The organism is Ruegeria sp. R13_0 (assembly GCF_017743995.1).
Taxonomy (GTDB): Bacteria; Pseudomonadota; Alphaproteobacteria; order Rhodobacterales; family Rhodobacteraceae; genus Ruegeria.
In genome coordinates this window covers 186,956-204,216 of the sequence record NZ_JAGHRB010000006.1, presented here as the reverse complement: position 1 = coordinate 204,216, position 17,261 = coordinate 186,956, and the positions used below count along the sequence as shown (strand labels likewise).

General features: G+C 57.9%; 19 protein-coding genes and 1 tRNA gene. 16 read left to right on the top strand and 4 right to left on the bottom strand.

Annotated elements, in window-relative coordinates; translation table 11 throughout:
• Positions 1 to 31 precede the first annotated feature (31 nt).
• Positions 32 to 1,060: an AraC family transcriptional regulator gene (locus J7394_RS10045; protein ID WP_209252744.1), complete on the bottom strand. Its 1,029-nt coding sequence runs from the start codon at positions 1,058 to 1,060 to the stop codon at positions 32 to 34.
• 114 nt (positions 1,061 to 1,174) lie between these two features.
• Here J7394_RS10045 and J7394_RS10040 point away from each other — a divergent pair, with 114 nt between their 5' ends.
• The 5 genes from J7394_RS10040 (at position 1,175) to J7394_RS10020 (ending at position 7,647) form a co-directional block, all read left to right on the top strand.
• On the top strand, positions 1,175 to 2,938 hold the full coding sequence (locus J7394_RS10040; protein WP_209252742.1) for an acyl-CoA dehydrogenase: 1,764 nt from the start codon (positions 1,175 to 1,177) through the stop codon (positions 2,936 to 2,938).
• A gap of 22 nt (positions 2,939 to 2,960) precedes the next feature.
• Positions 2,961 to 3,770 carry a methylthioacryloyl-CoA hydratase gene (dmdD, locus tag J7394_RS10035; RefSeq protein ID WP_209252740.1) on the top strand — a complete coding sequence of 270 codons (810 nt, stop codon included), beginning with the start codon at positions 2,961 to 2,963 and terminating at the stop codon, positions 3,768 to 3,770.
• 16 nt (positions 3,771 to 3,786) lie between these two features.
• A complete protein-coding gene (locus J7394_RS10030) occupies positions 3,787 to 5,400 on the top strand; it encodes an AMP-binding protein (protein ID WP_209252738.1) in 1,614 nt (537 codons plus the stop codon).
• A gap of 311 nt (positions 5,401 to 5,711) precedes the next feature.
• Positions 5,712 to 6,086 (top strand): hypothetical protein, encoded by a 375-nt coding sequence (locus tag J7394_RS10025; RefSeq protein ID WP_209252737.1) that lies wholly within the window; start codon positions 5,712 to 5,714, stop codon positions 6,084 to 6,086.
• Positions 6,087 to 6,966: 880 nt separating this feature from the next.
• Positions 6,967 to 7,647 (top strand): hypothetical protein, encoded by a 681-nt coding sequence (locus tag J7394_RS10020; RefSeq protein WP_209252736.1) that lies wholly within the window; start codon positions 6,967 to 6,969, stop codon positions 7,645 to 7,647.
• Positions 7,648 to 8,896: 1,249 nt separating this feature from the next.
• Here the strand turns inward: J7394_RS10020 and J7394_RS10015 are convergent.
• Positions 8,897 to 8,971 (bottom strand) — tRNA-Thr (locus J7394_RS10015).
• A gap of 83 nt (positions 8,972 to 9,054) precedes the next feature.
• Here J7394_RS10015 and J7394_RS10010 point away from each other — a divergent pair.
• The 9 genes from J7394_RS10010 to J7394_RS09970 all read left to right on the top strand — a co-directional run bounded on the left by J7394_RS10010 (position 9,055) and on the right by J7394_RS09970 (position 14,853).
• Entirely contained in the window at positions 9,055 to 9,210 is a 156-nt protein-coding gene (locus J7394_RS10010) for a hypothetical protein (RefSeq protein ID WP_209252735.1), read from the top strand.
• A 6-nt stretch (positions 9,211 to 9,216) separates the two neighbouring features.
• Complete coding sequence (gene murA, locus J7394_RS10005) at positions 9,217 to 10,485, top strand: UDP-N-acetylglucosamine 1-carboxyvinyltransferase (protein ID WP_209252734.1); 1,269 nt, start codon at positions 9,217 to 9,219, stop codon at positions 10,483 to 10,485.
• On the top strand, positions 10,482 to 10,958 hold the full coding sequence (locus tag J7394_RS10000; protein ID WP_170470878.1) for a DUF2948 family protein: 477 nt from the start codon (positions 10,482 to 10,484) through the stop codon (positions 10,956 to 10,958). The genes murA and J7394_RS10000 overlap by 4 nt, the downstream gene beginning before the upstream one ends.
• A gap of 61 nt (positions 10,959 to 11,019) precedes the next feature.
• Complete coding sequence (locus tag J7394_RS09995; protein ID WP_371811994.1) at positions 11,020 to 11,475, top strand: GNAT family N-acetyltransferase; 456 nt, start codon at positions 11,020 to 11,022, stop codon at positions 11,473 to 11,475.
• A gap of 53 nt (positions 11,476 to 11,528) precedes the next feature.
• Complete coding sequence (hisD, locus tag J7394_RS09990; protein WP_209252733.1) at positions 11,529 to 12,830, top strand: histidinol dehydrogenase; 1,302 nt, start codon at positions 11,529 to 11,531, stop codon at positions 12,828 to 12,830.
• Positions 12,831 to 12,929: 99 nt separating this feature from the next.
• Entirely contained in the window at positions 12,930 to 13,409 is a 480-nt protein-coding gene (locus J7394_RS09985; RefSeq protein ID WP_209252731.1) for a UPF0262 family protein, read from the top strand.
• Positions 13,410 to 13,412: 3 nt separating this feature from the next.
• Positions 13,413 to 13,865, top strand: a complete 453-nt coding sequence (locus J7394_RS09980; RefSeq protein ID WP_170379877.1) for a low molecular weight phosphatase family protein — start codon at positions 13,413 to 13,415, stop codon at positions 13,863 to 13,865.
• Between the two features lie 3 nt (positions 13,866 to 13,868).
• Positions 13,869 to 14,267, top strand: coding sequence for a ketosteroid isomerase-related protein (locus J7394_RS09975; RefSeq protein WP_209252729.1), 399 nt, complete (start codon positions 13,869 to 13,871; stop codon positions 14,265 to 14,267).
• Complete coding sequence (locus J7394_RS09970; RefSeq protein ID WP_209252728.1) at positions 14,260 to 14,853, top strand: GNAT family N-acetyltransferase; 594 nt, start codon at positions 14,260 to 14,262, stop codon at positions 14,851 to 14,853. The genes J7394_RS09975 and J7394_RS09970 overlap by 8 nt, the downstream gene beginning before the upstream one ends.
• Before the next feature lie 26 nt (positions 14,854 to 14,879).
• Here the strand turns inward: J7394_RS09970 and J7394_RS09965 are convergent, their stop codons facing one another.
• Both J7394_RS09965 and J7394_RS09960 read right to left on the bottom strand, forming a co-directional pair.
• Positions 14,880 to 15,497 carry a hypothetical protein gene (locus J7394_RS09965; protein ID WP_247748145.1) on the bottom strand — a complete coding sequence of 206 codons (618 nt, stop codon included), beginning with the start codon at positions 15,495 to 15,497 and terminating at the stop codon, positions 14,880 to 14,882.
• Between the two features lie 207 nt (positions 15,498 to 15,704).
• Entirely contained in the window at positions 15,705 to 15,920 is a 216-nt protein-coding gene (locus tag J7394_RS09960) for a hypothetical protein (RefSeq protein ID WP_209252726.1), read from the bottom strand.
• A 146-nt stretch (positions 15,921 to 16,066) separates the two neighbouring features.
• Here J7394_RS09960 and J7394_RS09955 point away from each other — a divergent pair, with 146 nt between their 5' ends.
• Together J7394_RS09955 and infA are read left to right on the top strand one after the other, a co-directional pair.
• Complete coding sequence (locus J7394_RS09955) at positions 16,067 to 16,942, top strand: carbon-nitrogen hydrolase family protein (RefSeq protein ID WP_209252725.1); 876 nt, start codon at positions 16,067 to 16,069, stop codon at positions 16,940 to 16,942.
• 90 nt (positions 16,943 to 17,032) lie between these two features.
• Positions 17,033 to 17,251 carry a translation initiation factor IF-1 gene (gene infA / locus J7394_RS09950; RefSeq protein ID WP_005978431.1) on the top strand — a complete coding sequence of 73 codons (219 nt, stop codon included), beginning with the start codon at positions 17,033 to 17,035 and terminating at the stop codon, positions 17,249 to 17,251.
• Positions 17,252 to 17,261: the final 10 nt, after the last annotated feature.

Sequence of the window (17,261 nt, the reverse complement as noted above, 5' to 3'; positions counted from 1 at the left end):
ATATGACAGAGACATGCAAGCGCCGCGACGTTCAGACTACGCGATCCTGTGCGCGATACGAACCCGGGCTGCGATTGGTCCATTTCCGGAATGCGCGGTGAAAATTCGCCGGGGCCGAGAACCCCGTGTCGAACGCAATCTGCTCGATACTGTCACCGCTTTGCTGCAGGGCTCGGATCGCAATATCGCGGCGCAGGGCGTCCTTGATGTCCTGAAACGAGGTGCCCTCGTCCTTGAGACGCCGGTTCAGGGTCCGAGGTGTCATCTTCAGGGCAAGGGCCGCATCAGGAAGCTGGCTGCTTTTCCAGGACGTCCTATATAGAAACGCACGGACCTGCAGGCTGTTCGTGTGCGCGCGCGAGTTGGTGAAAATCCAGTCGATCGGTGCGCGCTCCAGAAAAAGGGACGCCTCAGCCGGGCTGTGCGTGATCGGGGGATCAAAGCGGCGCGGATCGAACAGGATACTGGTCTGCGGGGCATCGAATGTGACCGCGCAAGGGAAGACAACCGCATAGTCCGCCGCAAAATCGGGCCGCGCAAAGGCAAAGCGAACGGCCTTAACCGGCGTTTCCGATCCGCTCAGCCATGACAGCAGCCCATGTGCAAGTTTGAGGATCAGCATATGGCCAAAGCGCTGAGGTACAGTGTCCTGCCGATACGGTACCAGCGAAAGTTCAGCCAAATCTGGCCCGGTGCACAGTTCCAGACGGAAATCATCCAGCAACAAGTTCCAGAATGTCGAGAAACGATACAGCGCCGAGGTCAGGCTGCTTGCTTCCCGCAGGACAGTCACAAGGTGCTGCAGGGCACGTGGCCGAATGGGACGGCTCCACAGGCCCATCATTTCGTCCCCAGTCTCAGGCGCGGCCAGCTGGTACAGGCGGGCGATTTCCTGAAGCGTCACGCGCTGCGTAGGTTCTGACGCAGTGACGTGCAGGCCCGAACGGCTCAGCAGGAACTGCATCTGATCTGCGCTGCAACACACCCTCAGCGCCTCAAGCCAATCCTGGATGAAACCGGCAGAAACGGTTGTAAGTGAGATGGGGTCATTGCTGACCATAATCGCCCCCAGTTTGGCAATATCGGATAGTAACTTGGCAAAATATGAGCTTTTCGGCAAGCTAAACAGAAGATAAATGACGTGAAACCATAGTGACCATTGGGGGAATCTGGCATGTCTTATCAGCCACCCGTACAGGATTTGATGTTCTGTATCGAACACCTGTCCCATTGGGAAACAGTGTCCACTCTGGACGCATACTCGGGTTTCGACCTGACCGATATCGACGCTGCGCTGGAAGGCTATGCGCGGTTCTGCAGCGAACAGATCGCGCCCCTGTCCCATATCGGAGACACGTTGGGCGCACAGTTTGACAACGGTCGCGTGAAAATGCCCGAAGGGGATGCACAGGCCTATGCGCAATTTGTTGAGATGGGCTGGCAGGCCCTCACGCACCCGCCTGAGTTTGGCGGCATGGGCCTGCCGCGAACGGTTGGTGCGGCGGCGGTTGAGATGCTGAATGCCGCCGACATGAGCTTTGGTCTGTGCCCATTGCTGACCGACGGCGCGATCGAAGCGCTGCTGCTGACAGGCTCGGACGAACAGAAAGCCACTTACTTAGAGCCGCTCATTGCTGGGCGCTGGTCGGGCACGATGAACCTGACTGAACCGCAGGCGGGCAGCGATCTGGGTCGCGTTTCGACCAAGGCGGTGCGGCGCGCGGATGGCAGCTATGGCGTGTCCGGCACCAAGATTTTCATCACATATGGCGCTCATGACCTGACCGAGAACATCATCCATCTGGTTCTGGCCCGCACCCCTGACGCGCCCGCCGGACCAAAGGGGCTGAGCCTGTTCATCGTCCCGCAGAAGATGGTGGCAGAGGATGGCTCGGTCGGGGCTGAGAACTCGGTGAACTGTATCAGCATCGAACACAAGCTGGGCGTGCGCGCCAGCCCGACGGCTGTGCTGGAATACAAAGACGCCACGGGCTTCCTGATCGGTGAGGAAAACCGCGGGCTGGAATATATGTTCATCATGATGAACGCTGCGCGCTTTTCGGTTGGTGTTCAGGGCATCGCGACCTCAGAGCGCGCCTATCAGCGCGCCTTGTCTTATGCACGGGACCGGGTTCAGAGCCGCCCCGTGAATGGGCAGGTCAAGGACGCTGTGGCGATCATCGAACACCCAGACGTGCGCCGCATGTTGATGCGGATGCGCAGCCTCACCGAAGGCGGGCGCGCCATGGCGGCGGCCACAGCCGGGCTGCTGGACATTGCGCACCATCAGGATGATCCGGACATGGCCGCCCTGGCCGAGTTCATGGTTCCGCTGGTCAAGGGCTTCTGCTCGGAACGTGCGGTCGAAGTCGCCTCACTAGGCGTTCAAATCCACGGCGGCATGGGCTTCATCGAAGAAACCGGAGCCGCTCAGCACTACCGCGACTCTCGCATTCTGCCGATTTACGAAGGCACCACTGCCATTCAGGCCAACGACCTTCTGGGTCGCAAGGTCATGCGCGACGAGGGCGAGACCGCCCGCCGGTTCGCCGCCCGCATTACGGCAACCGAGGCCGAGCTTGCAAAGGGCGATGCTACCGCGCAAGCCATCGGTGCAAGCCTTGCACAGGCGCGAAACGCGTTTGAAGCCGCGCTGGAATGGCTGTTGGAAAACAGCCGCAAGGACATCGACGCGGCTTTTGCGGGCTCGGTCCCGTTCCTGATGCTGGCAGGTACGCTTGCGGCGGGTTGGAAACTGGCAAAAGGTGTCACCCCGGCGCAAGCGGCGTTGAATGATGGGCAGAACACGCATTTCATGACCCAGAAGATCGCCACCGCGCTGTTCTTTGCCCAGCACATCCTGCCTGAATGCAGTGCCGAACACGCCCGCATCTTACACGGCGCGCGCAGCCTGCTTGACGCGGCCTTTCCCGAATAACGCCTTTAAAAGGATCCGTAAAATGAATGATGTCGTGAACCCCGCCACCTATGAGAACCTCGCGATTTCCGAGCGTGACAATGGCCTCTATGTCGTGACCCTGAACCGCCCGACCAAGCGCAATGCACTGGACGTGGCCACGATCGAAGAACTGATCCGCTTTTTCAGCGGCGCACGTATGGCCGGCGTGCGGGCTGTGGTGCTGACCGGCGAGGGCGACCACTTCTGCGCGGGTCTTGATTTGGTTGAACACTGGAAAGCCGACCGCAGCCCCGATGACTTCATGCATGTCTGCCTACGCTGGCATGAGGCGTTCAACAAGATGGAATATGGTGGTGTGCCGATCATCGCCGCCCTGAAAGGCGCGGTGGTTGGCGGCGGGCTCGAGCTTGCCAGCGCCGCCCATATCCGCGTCATTGACCCCGGCACCTATTTCGCTTTGCCCGAGGGTCAGCGCGGGATTTTCACAGGCGGAGGTGCAACCATCCGCGTCTCGGACATGATCGGCAAATATCGCATGATCGACATGATCCTGACCGGTCGCGTCTATCAGGGGCAAGAGGCCGTCGATCTGGGCCTGGCACAGTACATCACCGAAGACAGTGGCAGCATGGCCAAGGCAATGGAACTGGCAGACCAAATCGCGCAGAACCTGCCTTTAACCAATTTTGCGATCTGCTCGGCGATCAGCCATTTGAACAACATGTCCGGCATGGATGCAGCTTATGCCGAAGCCGTGGTGGGCGGTGTGGTCAACACCCAGCCTGCCGCCCGCGAACGGTTGGAAGCTTTTGCCAACAAAACCGCCGCCCGCGTGCGGCCCAACAGCTAAGACAGGCAGGACCCGGATGCGTCACCATTTCGAAGCTCTTCAGAAGACACGGGCCAACCATGTGCCTTTGTCACCTTTGTCCTTCCTGCGCCGCGCGGAATCCCTGCACGGCGCGCGCACCGCTGTGATCTATGGTGATGTCCGACGAAGCTGGGCGGAAACCGCCGCCCGCATTTGCGCGGTGGCCAGTGGGTTGGCAACACTTGGCGTGCAAAAGGGCGATACGGTCTCGGTCCTCAGCCCGAACATCCCCGAACTGTTTGAGCTGCATTTTGCCCTGCCCCTGACCGGAGGGGTGCTGAATACGCTCAACACCCGACTCGAGCCCGAAACCATCGCCTATATCCTGGACCATGCGGACACCAAGCTGGTGATTGTGGACCGGGAACTGGTGCCCCTTCTGTCCAAAGCCTTTGATCTGCTGGGTCGCACAATACCCGTGGTTGAAATCGCTGATCCTGCCGCCACTGGTCAAAGCCTCGGCGGCCAGACCTATGAGGCGCTGACCACGGCCCCGCCCCTGCCAGTCGATCTGCCCGATGATGAGTGGGACGCGATTGCGCTGAACTACACCTCGGGCACCTCGGGCCGCCCCAAGGGTGTCGTCTATCACCATCGCGGCGCTTACCTGATGGCGCTGGGTACGGGCACCGCGTGGCAGATGCCGCCCTATCCGGTCTATCTGTCCGTCGTGCCGATGTTCCACTGCAACGGCTGGGGCCATCCCTGGTTGATGGCAATGCTCGGGGGGACGGTTGTCTTTACACGCATCCCGGCCGCAGACCGTATTCTGGAGGCGATCCGCACCCATGGCGTGACCCATTTCGGTGCCGCCCCCATCGTTCTGCAAATGCTGGCCGAAGCCGAAAGCGACGCTGCCCCCTTTGATCCTGCGATCCGGGTGCTGACCGCCGGCGCACCTCCGCCCCCTTCGGTCTTGGAGAAGACCCGCGCGATGGGGTTTGACGTCATGCAGGTCTATGGTCTGACCGAGACTTACGGCCACATCTCGCAATGCCTCTGGCAGGAGGAGTGGAACGATCTCAGCCCTGCGGAACAGGCTGAGTTGCAGGCCCAACAGGGCATCGCCTTCCCGATGGTCGAAGAGGTCACGGTGATCGACCGCGACAACGGCGCGCCGGTACTGCGCGATGGCGCCACACAAGGTGAGATCGCCATTCGGGGAAACACGGTCATGGCCGGGTATTACAAAGACGCTGAGGCGACCTCAAACGCCTTCGAGGACGGCTGGTTCTGGTCCGGCGACGGAGCTGTGATGCATGAAAACGGCTACATCCAGATCCGCGACCGTCTGAAGGACGTGATCATCTCGGGTGGCGAAAACATCTCATCCGTCGAGGTCGAAGCGGTGCTGTATCGCCATGACGCGGTTCAGGCCGCCGCCGTGGTCGCAATGCCGCATGAGAAATGGGGCGAGGTCCCCTGCGCCTTTATCGAATTACGCGACGGGGCCGAGGCAACCGCTGAGGACATCATCGCTTTTTGCCGCGATAACTTGGCCGGGTTCAAAGCCCCAAAAGCGGTTGTTTTTGAGACGCTTCCCAAGACCTCAACCGGTAAGATCCAGAAATTCCAACTGCGTGACCGCGTCAAAACACTGTCGCTTTGACATAGCTCTGCCCGGGTTTCTCCAACGAAGCTCGGGCACCGTCTCAAACCTTGGTAAACACGTCTCGGTTCCGTCTGGGAAATCATGGTGCTGCTGGAGAGAATTGAACTTCTATGTCTTGGTGTTTCACTATTTTCCAAACAGTCTAGATTCCTGCACAAGTACTTATAAAATGTGCACCAAGGTGTTCCAGCATGCTCCATCGTTTACTATATGCTGAAGGGGGATTGGAAAGTGGATCGACTTGACCCTTGCATTGAACAAGCTGACCGCTGCTGCTGCCAAGGCCCATCCGCCGGGCGAGTATTCAGATGGACGCGTTTTGTGGTTGTACAAGCGCCAAGGTGGCGGTTCGCAATTCCACCACTGCACGACAGTTGATTGAACAAAGCCTGATAGGCGGCGCTGGTGGCGCGCTGGGCTTTGTAACCATTGAATATGTTACAGGCGCAGGGGTTGGCGTAGCAGCGGCACTGTTAGCCCGTCATGGCGGCGCTGCGGCTCTTAGAGGCGCGACGGCTGGTCGCGAGGCAAGAGTTGCCCATGTCATTGCAAAGATTCTCCCAGATGCGGGGTTGCCGGTTAGCGTTCGGAAAGTGGCTGCGAAAGCCCCGGGCAAGGTGAAAGAAGCGATAGTGCGGGCGCTGATGCTGAACGGCGTTGGGCCTCGGTTTAAGCTCGAGTAAAGAATATAGGTTCCGAACAGCGCGGGGCCTAGTACGCCACAAAGCGCAGCCCAATCGACAAAGGCACAACCAAGAAAGGACATTTGGCGGTCTGTATCGACCAATACGCTCCACATTGCCCAGCAGCCAAAACCAAAAACAGCCGCCGTAGCCATCACGACGCAATAAAGTTGCAAAATGGATAGGTCAGCCAATGCCATACGCTACAGATGGGCAATGCCGAAAGAACTATAGAGTCCAAGGGCAAGATAGCCTCGCTTTTTTCAAGCGTTATCAATGCCTTTTGCCGGAAAAGTTGCAAGTCATGACTAACCCTGCGGGTTCATGGATCGAGAAATTGAGCCTACTCTGTTCAACTGAGGCTCAGTGGCAAACCTCACCTGAGTCGATCACATCTCTCAGTGCCGCCACCTGGTCTTGGGCCGCTCATGCACTTTCTATAAGCTTCGCGCTTGGCTCTTTGCTGCGCGTCCCATTCTGATTGCGACACACCCGGAGGCGCTGTTCCAAAGCCGTTCGGACCGGTATCACAAGCTGAAAGAAACGCTGCGATTACGGCTAACACACTAAACTTGAATACGCGCTTCATAGATAGCCTACCTCCCTAGATACCACCTCTGGCCCAGAAGCACAGTTGCCTGTTCAAGTTCGCATATTGCTAGATTGCTTGGCAAAGTTGTTTGCCTACGTTTGAACCCTAGGCAAACGCCAATTTGTTGCTTGCGAAATCAAACCGATTTCCCGACAGGTCGCCATGACGCCAAAAGTAAAGGCTAAGAATTTCAGTTTAATCAATAATCCGAAAAGTTCAATTGATTTACAAACACTTATATCAGCTCTAACCTCAGCGTACCAAAGAATGTAGAGGTTAGAAGTCCCGATGTTCCGCATTGTAATTTTGTTTTTTGCCTTTTGTTGTATTGCCGAATTATCAAACGCGACCCCGCTAAACAAATGGGAGATATCATGCGGTGTCGATAAAGGATCAATAAAGAAGAAAGGAAAGACGTGGACCTTCACCACTAGCTCGAACAAGTGCACTGGAGGCACTTTTAGCCAACGAGCAGAAATAAATTCGAAGTCGGTCGATCCCAATACCAAGGGAACCTACGTCTTCTCTACGATGGTTTCTATGAAGAGTGAAAGAAACGAGCCGTTTGATATATTTCAGATGCATGACGGTCGAAATGGATGCGCGCCACCACTTAAAGTTACAGTTCTGAAGAACAATCGCTTCAAGCTTGATGCCGACTACAAGACTGGACCGGGCGAAAGCTGTGTTCGAGATGTCTTTTCTCAGCGTCCGACGAGTGTAACCTTCAAGCGGGATGGATCTCCTCAGAAACTCCAAGTTGTTGTCCAGTTTCTCGGTAGTTCCCAGTTCAATGTACAAGTCGCTCTTGATGGCAAACTCGCGGCTCAAGGAAGCTATACTCCACCAGAAGGTGATGGCTATTTCAAATCAAAAAAGTTCTATTTCAAACATGGTGTCTACTCGAAAAACACATTTCAATACAAATTGGTGTCCGAAGGCATGACTGTAAAGCGCGCACGAAAGTAGATGAATTTGGCTCAAAGTATGCCAGGTGATATACGCAGCAGCAGAGGCTAAGAAAAGATAGAGGCGCACCTACCACATCTGTACGGCCAATCCGGGGAGCATTGCTTCGCTATTACCGTACCCTTCGTCCGATCTGCCCCTTGTACGTCCAGTGATGTAATTGCGAGCGCTGTCTTGCATCCCTGCGGACAACGCCATGTCTTCAAATAGGAGTCGCCAACCATGGTTAGGCTGCAGCTCTGCCCGCGTGATCTTGAGGGTTCTCCTGACCCAATCGCCCATTTTCGACTGGCCGGACGCAGCAAAGAGACGGCATGACGGATTTCCTTTGGAAGCCGCCTCTTTGTCTTCCACGAAATTAAGGAAACCCTCGCTCAACTCGTCGTCATGAGTAGGAACGCGCCGTTCACTGTGTTGGGTCTTCAGTGACCTTCCGCCCATGGTTGTCAACCGCATGAACCAGCGCCCGCCTACCTCGAATATGTCCTCAGCTCGTAGCTGGGTAGGCTCGCTGATCCTCGCCCAACTATACGCGCAGAGCCATGGGAGCCAGCGTGTCTCATCACTGAGTGACTTGGTGCGCGTAGCGAGCAGTACCGCCCTTGCTTCTTCAAGCCGAAATGTGTGTTCTGAACTGGGTACTGCAGCGGCTTCTGGTCGTTCCACCAAGTCCACAGGATTTCCTTCGGGGAAGAACTTTCCGTGAGCCTGTACCCGCCCGCATTCTACTAAAGTCGTGAGGTTTTGGATGCGCTGGGCAATCGTATTGTTGCTCAGCCTACCCTTTTTCAGCATTGCCCGTTTCCATTGGTCCACTTGTTCAGTGGTTATTGTATTGATGGTCTCGTGACCTCTGAAGTCGCTAAACCTTCGGATAACAATGCGTAGTTTGTCTTCAGTACCTTTCTTAACCGGAACGGCGTCTTTCCCCAGCGCTTTGTCTTCGATCCGTTGATCCAGAACATCTTTTAGGGTTTTGCTGTTGCCGCCATTATCGTGATCTTTTTCCTGTGCATTCGGGTCAACGTATTCTGGGTATTTGTCCGTCTAACCGCTGTCTGAGTAATCGCCCAGCGCCTTTACCTCTATGACCGCTGCCGCTTCGTTCACCCGAAGGTAAAAAATTCCGCTATTCTTGTCTTTGGTCGGTGAGGGCATTGTCAGGGTCACTGTGTAGGACTCCTGTGTAGGAGTCGGGCGACGTAAGCCTTTAGTTTGGCGTAAGTTTCTGATGTATCAAGGGAAATCATGGTGCTGCTGGAGAGAATTGAACTCTCGACCTCTCCCTTACCAAGGGAGTGCTCTACCTCTGAGCTACAGCAGCATCGTGGGCGGGTGATTAGACTCAAACGAAACGCGGCGCAAGGGTGTCTGGACGGTTTTTTTCGCCTCCTGTAGAGAAAGACCATGGCAAACAAAGATACACCTAAAGAACACGGCAAATCCGGTGATGCGCGGGAAGAGCGGCTGAAAGCGGCGCTCAAAGTCAACATGGCGCGGCGCAAGGCGCAGGCCAAGGCGCGGGCGGCCTCGGATGACAAAGCCGACAAGGACGAGGGATAAGAGCAGATGGATTCGATTCTGGTGACGGGCAACGGCCCGCTTAACGGTCAGATACCGATTGCGGGGGCCAAGAATGCGTGCCTGACGCTGATGCCCGCGACGCTTCTCAGCGAAGAACCGCTGACGCTGACCAACGCGCCACGCCTCAGCGATATCAAGACCATGACAGCGCTACTGCAATCGCTGGGGGCTGAGGTGTCCGCGCTGCAGGACGGGCAGGTCATCGCGATGTCCAGCCATGATCTGACCAGCCAGACGGCGGATTATGACATCGTGCGCAAGATGCGGGCCTCAAATCTGGTGCTGGGGCCGTTGCTGGCGCGATTCGGGCAGGCGGTCGTGTCGCTACCGGGTGGTTGTGCCATTGGCGCGCGGCCGATGGATTTGCATGTCGAAGGGCTCGAGGCTCTGGGCGCCGAGATCGAACTGAAAGACGGGTATCTGCATGCCAAGGCTCCGGGCGGTTTGAAAGGCGCGGTGCACGAGATGCGCTTTGCCTCGGTCGGGGCGACCGAGAACATCGTCATGGCTGCAACCCTGGCCAAAGGCACCACTGTCCTGAAGAACGCAGCGCGCGAGCCCGAGATTGTCGATCTGGTGGAGTGTTTGCGCAAGATGGGCGCTCAGATCTCGGGTGAAGGGACATCGACGATCGAAATTCAGGGCGTCGACTGCCTGCACGGTGCGACTCATCAGGTGGTAACGGACCGGATCGAATTGGGCACCTATATGTTGGCTCCTGCGATCTGCGGTGGCGAGGTAGAACTACTGGGCGGGCGCATGTCGCTGGTCAGTTCCTTCGTGGAAAAACTCGAAGCCGCAGGCGTCAGCGTTTCGGAAACCGAAAAGGGCCTGAAAGTTGCGCGCAAGAATGGTCGCGTGCGGGCCGTGGACGTGGTCACTGAACCTTTCCCCGGCTTCCCCACTGACCTGCAGGCGCAGATGATGGCGCTGATGTGTACGGCCGAAGGGACCTCGGTTCTGGAGGAGCGCATTTTCGAAAATCGCTTCATGCACGCGCCGGAGCTGACCCGCATGGGTGCGCAGATCGAGGTGCATGGCGGGACGGCCACGGTCACAGGGGTTGAGCAGCTGAAAGGCGCACCGGTTATGGCCACAGATCTGCGGGCTTCGGTCTCGTTGATACTGGCGGGTCTGGCGGCAGAAGGCGAAACAACTGTCAGCCGGGTCTATCATCTGGACCGCGGATATGAGCATGTGGTGCGCAAGCTGGAAGGCGTGGGTGCCAAAATCGAACGGATCAAGGGCGAATGACAGACGCAAGTTTTGAAGACGGCCGCGAAGCGCCGCTGAATCTGGGCGCCGAGGACGGCGATGACCTGCAGGTGATCTCATCGCTTGCGCAGGATGCGGTATTCCCTGTGACCGAGATGAAATGGCAGCCCTCGCAGCGCCGTTTCGGGCTGTTGCTGAACCGCTTTAGGTGGGAGGACAAGGATGCCGCCACCCGCCGTGACCGACCTTTTGAGCGCGTGCAGTCGGTTCTGGTGTTCGACTCGGTGCTGTCTGTTGCCAGTCAAGGGATCGACCGCCGCGACACGGATATGGTGATGTCCTTGCTCTCGGTCGATTTCGAGGCCGGCGAGGACGGAGCAGGCCAGATCCTGTTGACCCTTGCGGGTGACGGCGCGATCCGCCTGACGGTCGAGGCAATTGAAGCCACCCTGAAAGACGTGACGCGCCCCTATCAGGCCCCTTCGGGCCAGGCACCGCACCATCCAGAATAAACGCGGCATATCGCAGGCCTTCTCCGGACCCGCCTCGGGTCTGGAGCTGCGCCGTGCGACCGTGTTCGATGTGTTCCAGATCAGCCAGGTGTTGATCCGCTCCATCACCCATCTCTGCGCGGCGGATCACCACAAAAACCCCGAACTTGTGGCGCTATGGACCGCCAACAAAGACCCGCAGACCGTTCGTGGGTGGATACAAAGCGGCTCGGATATCTGGGTGGCTGAGTTGGGCGGACAGATCGTAGCCGTCGGCGGGCTGCGCCACGGTTCGATGATCTCACTGCTCTATGTCGATCCCGGACAAGTGCGGCGTGGAATCGGGCGGGCCCTTTTGGCCCGGCTGGAGCAGGAGCTGGCGGATCAGGGCTGTGCGCAGGCCTATCTTGATGCAACCCATACAGCCCGGGCCTTCTACCTCAGATATGGCTGGGTTTCGGCAGGCGATGTAGAAGAGTGGCACGGGATGACCCAATTCCCCCTGCGCAAATCGCTGCACCCTGCCGAGAAGGGTTGAGACCAACCCTTACGGGCGATATGTCCCCGAGAAACGCTCCGGAGTGCCAGATCATGCCCGTTTTCCTCAACACCACCTCGCCCGAGTTTGAGGCCGCCTTTCAAACGCTGCTATCGGCCAAGCGTGAAGACAGCCCGGATGTGGATGCGGTGGTGGCCGGGATCATCGACGATGTCCGCAGCCGTGGCGATGCGGCGGTGATCGAGCTGACCTCGAAATTCGACCGTCTGGAACTGACGCCCGAGACACTGGCCTTTTCGGCCGACGAAACTGCCGAAGCCGTCGCACAGGTAACCCCCGAAGACCGCGCCGCGCTGCAACTGGCCGCAGAGCGCATCCGCGCCTATCACGAAAAGCAGATGCCCGAGGATCACCAGTGGACCGATGAAGCCGGCGCAACGCTGGGCTGGCGCTGGTCGGCTGTCTCGGCGGCGGGCCTTTACGTGCCGGGCGGGTTGGCCTCCTACCCTTCATCCGTTCTGATGAACGCGATCCCGGCCAAGGTGGCAGGGGTTGAGCGGTTGGCTATCGTCGTGCCCACGCCGGACGGGCAGGCAAACCCGCTGGTCCTGCTGGCCGCGCAACTGTCCGGTGTGGATGAGATCTACCGTATCGGCGGTGCGCAAGCCGTCGCCGCGCTGGCCTATGGCACCGACAGCATCGCTCCGGTCGACAAGATCACCGGCCCTGGCAACGCCTTTGTCGCCGCAGCCAAACGCCGGGTGTTCGGCAAGGTCGGCATCGACATGATCGCGGGTCCCTCGGAGATCCTCGTAATTGCCGACAAGGACAACGAGCCCGACTGGATCGCACTGGATCTGCTCAGCCAAGCCGAACATGATGAAAGCGCGCAGTCGATCCTGATCACGGATGATGCCGGGTTCGGTCAGACCGTGGCGCAGGCCGTCGAAAAACGCCTTGAGACCCTACAGCGCCGCGCCATCGCCGGGGCCAGCTGGCGCGAGTTTGGCGCGATCATCACCGTGCGCAATCTGGATGAGGCTGCCGTGCTGTCGAACCGCATCGCGCCAGAGCATTTGGAACTCTGCGTGGCCGACCCGGTCGCACTGAGCGAAAAGACCATCCACGCAGGCGCGATTTTCCTTGGGCAATATACTCCGGAGGCCATCGGAGACTATGTCGGCGGCCCCAACCATGTGCTTCCCACCGCACGCTCGGCGCGGTTCTCATCCGGCCTCAGCGTGATGGATTTCCTCAAGCGTACCACCCTCAGCCAGGTGACCCCAGAAGCGCTGCGCGCGATCGGCCCCGCGGCTGAGACATTGGCGCAATCGGAAAGCCTCGAAGCGCATGGTTTGTCCGTCACTGCACGCCTGAACCGGCTGAACGGCTGATGAAACGCACAGATCGCCAGCTTGAGGCGTTTCTGTGCGTTGCCCATTGAAATCCATTGTTATAGGTCTGAGCAGACGTGAAGGATTGTGACCGTTAAAATGACCCGTATCTCGCATATCGAACTGGATGACCGGAACCTGCCCCCGCCGACCCCCGAGATCGAGCAGGAGCGCAAGGTCGCCATCTATGATCTGCTTGAGGAGAACCGCTTTGACCTGCCTCAGCGGGAGGATCGTGCCATTCCCGACGGCCCCTATCACCTGCAGCTTTCGATCCGCGACAAACGACTGGTGTTTGATATCAGCACCGAAGACAGCCAGAAAGCGGCCGAATTCCACCTGTCCCTCGGGCCGTTCCGGCAGGTGGTGAAGGACTATTTCCAGATCTGCCAAAGCTATTTCGACGCGGTCAAATCTCTGCCGCCCAGCCAGATCGAAACCATCGATATGGCCCGGCGCGGCATTCACAACGAAGGCAGCCGGGTTCTGCAGGAACGGCTGGAAGGCAAGGCCGACGTAGACACCGACACCGCCCGACGCCTGTTCACGCTGATCTGCGTGCTACATTTCGGAGGCTAACGGGTGACGCCTCTGCCGCAGTCCATTCTGTTCTGTTGCGACCACAACTCGGTTCGGTCTCCGATGGCCGAAGGCATCATGAAAAAGTTCTACGGCACCGGCACCTATGTGCAATCCGCTGGTGTGCGAAACGATCTGGATATTGACGGCTTCTGCATCGCGGTCTGTCAGGAAATGGGCGTTGAGCTGTCCCGCCACCGCACCCGATCCTTTGACGAGATGCAGGAATGGGGCGACGATCTCAGCTCGTTCGACCTGATCGTCGCTTTGTCCCCGGCCAGTCAGCGGCGGGCGCTGGAGCTGACCCGGATTTTCCACCTCGATGTCGATTATTGGCCAATAATGGACCCTACCGGGATGGGCGAGACGCGGGAATCAAAGTTACATCACTACCGACAGACCCGCGATCAGATCATCAAGCATCTGAAAGACCGCTGGGGCGAACCAACGGAGTGACCCATGAACCAGACCGTGAAGACCTATTTCGACGCCTTCAACGCAGGTGATGTCGATGGCATGCTGGCCTGTCTCTCAGATGACGTGGCCCATCATGTGAACGAAGGCCAGATCCGCGTCGGCAAAGAGAAATTCGCAGCCTTCTGCGCCCATATGAACCGCTGCTATAAAGAGAACCTGACCGATATCGTGGTGTTCGATGCCCAAGGTGGCACCCGCGCTGCGGCCGAGTTCGTCGTCAACGGCACCTATCTGGAAACCGACGAGGGCCTGCCCGAAGCGCACGGCCAGGGCTACCGCCTGCCTGCAGGGTCGTTCTTTGACCTGCATGACGGCAAGATCACCCGCGTCACTACCTTCTATAACCTTGCGGACTGGACCAAACAGGTCTCGAATGGCTGAGGTCACATCCGTCCGGCCCCTGACAGGAGCGACCCTTGAAGCCGCTCTGGACGACGTCGCGCGCCTGCGGATCGAGGTATTTCGGGCCTGGCCTTACCTTTATGACGGCGATCTGGAATACGAGCGTAGCTACCTGCAATCCTATCGCGACAGCTACAAAGCCATCGTTGTCGGCGCCTTCGACAATGACTGCCCGATCGGAGCCTCGACGGGCGCGCCGTTGACCGACCACGCTGACGATTTTGCCGCCGCGTTTCAAGGCACGGGTCTGGACCTGTCACAGATTTTCTACTGTGCCGAATCCGTCCTTCTGTCCGATTACCGAGGCCAAGGCGTTGGTCACAAATTCTTCGACCAACGCGAGGCCCACGCCCGCGCGCAGGGTTTCACCAAATGTGCTTTCTGCAGCGTCCAACGCCCGGCAGATCACCCCATGCGGCCCGCAACCTATCGCCCACTTGATACGTTCTGGAAATCCCGCGGCTACGAACCATTACCCGGCGCGATCGCTCAATTCTCGTGGAAAGATGTCGGGGACAAGGGCGAGACGCTCAAGCCATTGCAGTTTTGGATCCGGGATTTGTGAGCATCGTCGCAGAGATGGAATCTGGCCTACAACTGAAAGTGGATATGGTCATCGTGGCGCGCCGCGCGACACCCTTGGAACCGGATTTTCGGATGCGCAACGCCCAAGCGATCCACAAGGTGAGGCTCAACAAAGACTTTCCCGACACGGTCATCTTCGACCAGAACCTCTAGCACGGATCGGTTGCGGTCTTCATCGATGCCGTAACCGTGCCAGAGGGGTTGCAGCGCATCGAAATCCCATCTGAGTGTGGGCCACGTCTTTGAACACTCTGTTGGCCCCTGTTCGAATGCGAAATAGCCGATCGGTGAACGCGTCGCGCCTTTCAAATAGCCCGTTTCGTCCGCGTAGTAGAAGGCAAGGTCTGCCTTTTCCCCGTCATCATGTGACAGATGAGGCAGTAGCGGGAACCCGTCCAAGAAGGGAAAGTTGGCATCAAGCACAACTGTAACTGTGCCCGGATGCCTTCTTTCCATTTCCTCCGCAGTGCTGGTCAGGACGTCATACATCTCCGGAGAGACGTAGTTTCTGTTCAACGCACAGTACATCCAACGTTGTACTTCTAGAGGACCCTCTTTCGTACAACTCAGCGCCACGCGCCCGAAATGCGGTGCGATCCAGATGCTTGCCAAAGAAAGAGTCATGTAGGCGGCTACAAATGCCAAGAGATGCCGTTTGAAGAAACGTGAAATCACCCAAGCGATGCCGCCAATTTGTGTCAGAAGCGTTAAAATCAAAACGATGAGAATATGAAATGCAATTCGAACCATGCGCGATGGTTGTCATTCTTCAAGGGCGCACGCAACACAGTTGTTGTGATGCCAATCAGGACCTTCAGAAAGGTCTTTTTCTCAACCCTGGCGCCTTCGACTGATCAGACCGTATTTCACAGCCCAGCCCCGTAGAGACCTCGTTTTGCGCCGCTTAGAGGCAATGCTGTCTTTGCTCTGCGCGCCGCCTTTGCGATTGAACTCATATACGTCAATGACACGTTCCGCGCAGCCGCAGGCCTCGCCCATGCCGACCTTGGCGAAATAGAACTTCTCGAAGCTTTCCGGTTTTTGCATGGTGCCCTCCAGTTACGATTAAACCACATGGGCCTGAGACCTCCAATTCACTTTGTCGTCGTTTCATCAGACCGAAAGGTTGGGCCTGTACACGCCCAGCCATCGTCACTTAGTGTCCCGACAAATCAGTATCGAAGGACAGATCGATGAGAGTCGCCACCGCCGCCTATGACCTCGATTGGCTCGACAGTTGGGCGCAGTATGAGGACAAGCTGAACGCATGGGTAGCGCAGGCCGCTGGGAACGGAGCCGAGTTGCTGGTCTTTCCCGAATACGGCGCAATGGAGCTGTCGACACTGGATGGGGTCGACGTGGCAGGCGATCTGGAGCGGTCGATTCAGGCGGTCTCGGACCGGATGGAGGAGGTGCAAAACCTGCACCAGCGCTTGGCGAAGGAATACAAAACTTACATCCTCGGGGCCTCGGCCCCAGTTGTGGCAGGTGCGGGGCGTCCGGTGAACCGGGCGGAACTTTATGCGCCGGATGGCCGTCAGGATCATCAGGACAAACAGATCATGACCCGTTTCGAGCGCGAGCAATGGGATATCGCCCCCGGCGGTCCTCTCAAACTGTTCGACACGGCATTGGGCAAGATCGGCGTGTTGATCTGCTATGACAGCGAATTCCCCCTGCTGGGCCGCGCGCTGAGTGAGGCGGATCTAATCCTTGTCCCCTCCTGTACCGAAGCGCTGTCCGGATATTGGCGCGTGCGTATCGGGGCGATGTCGCGTGCCTTGGAAAATCAATGTGTTACGGTCATGGCATCGCTGGTGGGAAACAACGACTGGTCCGAGGCTGTGGATATGAACACCGGGACGGGCGGCATTTTTGGCCCGCCTGACAAGGGCTTTCCGCAAACCGGCGTTCTGGCCGAAGGGACACTGAACCAACCGGGCTGGACCTATGCCGATATCGACCTGAGCGCCATCGCCGATGTCCGCGCCGACGGGCATGTCCTGAATCGAACCCACTGGGACGAGCAACCGCCCCGAGTCGAATCTGTCACATTCTCCGCGCTTTGATGATTCCGCCCTTGAAATAAGGGGCAAATAGGCTCATTTAGGCGCACATCCTCGCAGATTCTGCGAGTGCAACGTAATGATGGAGACAACATGGCCAAGGAAGATACGCTCGAATTTCCCGGTGTCGTGAAGGAACTCCTGCCTAATGCGACGTTTCGGGTCGAGCTGGAAAACGGCCATGAGATCATCGCACATACGGCAGGCAAGATGCGCAAGAACCGCATCCGTGTTCTGGCCGGCGACAAAGTTCAGGTCGAGATGACCCCTTACGATCTGACCAAGGGTCGGATCAACTACCGCTTCAAGTAACGCTCTACCT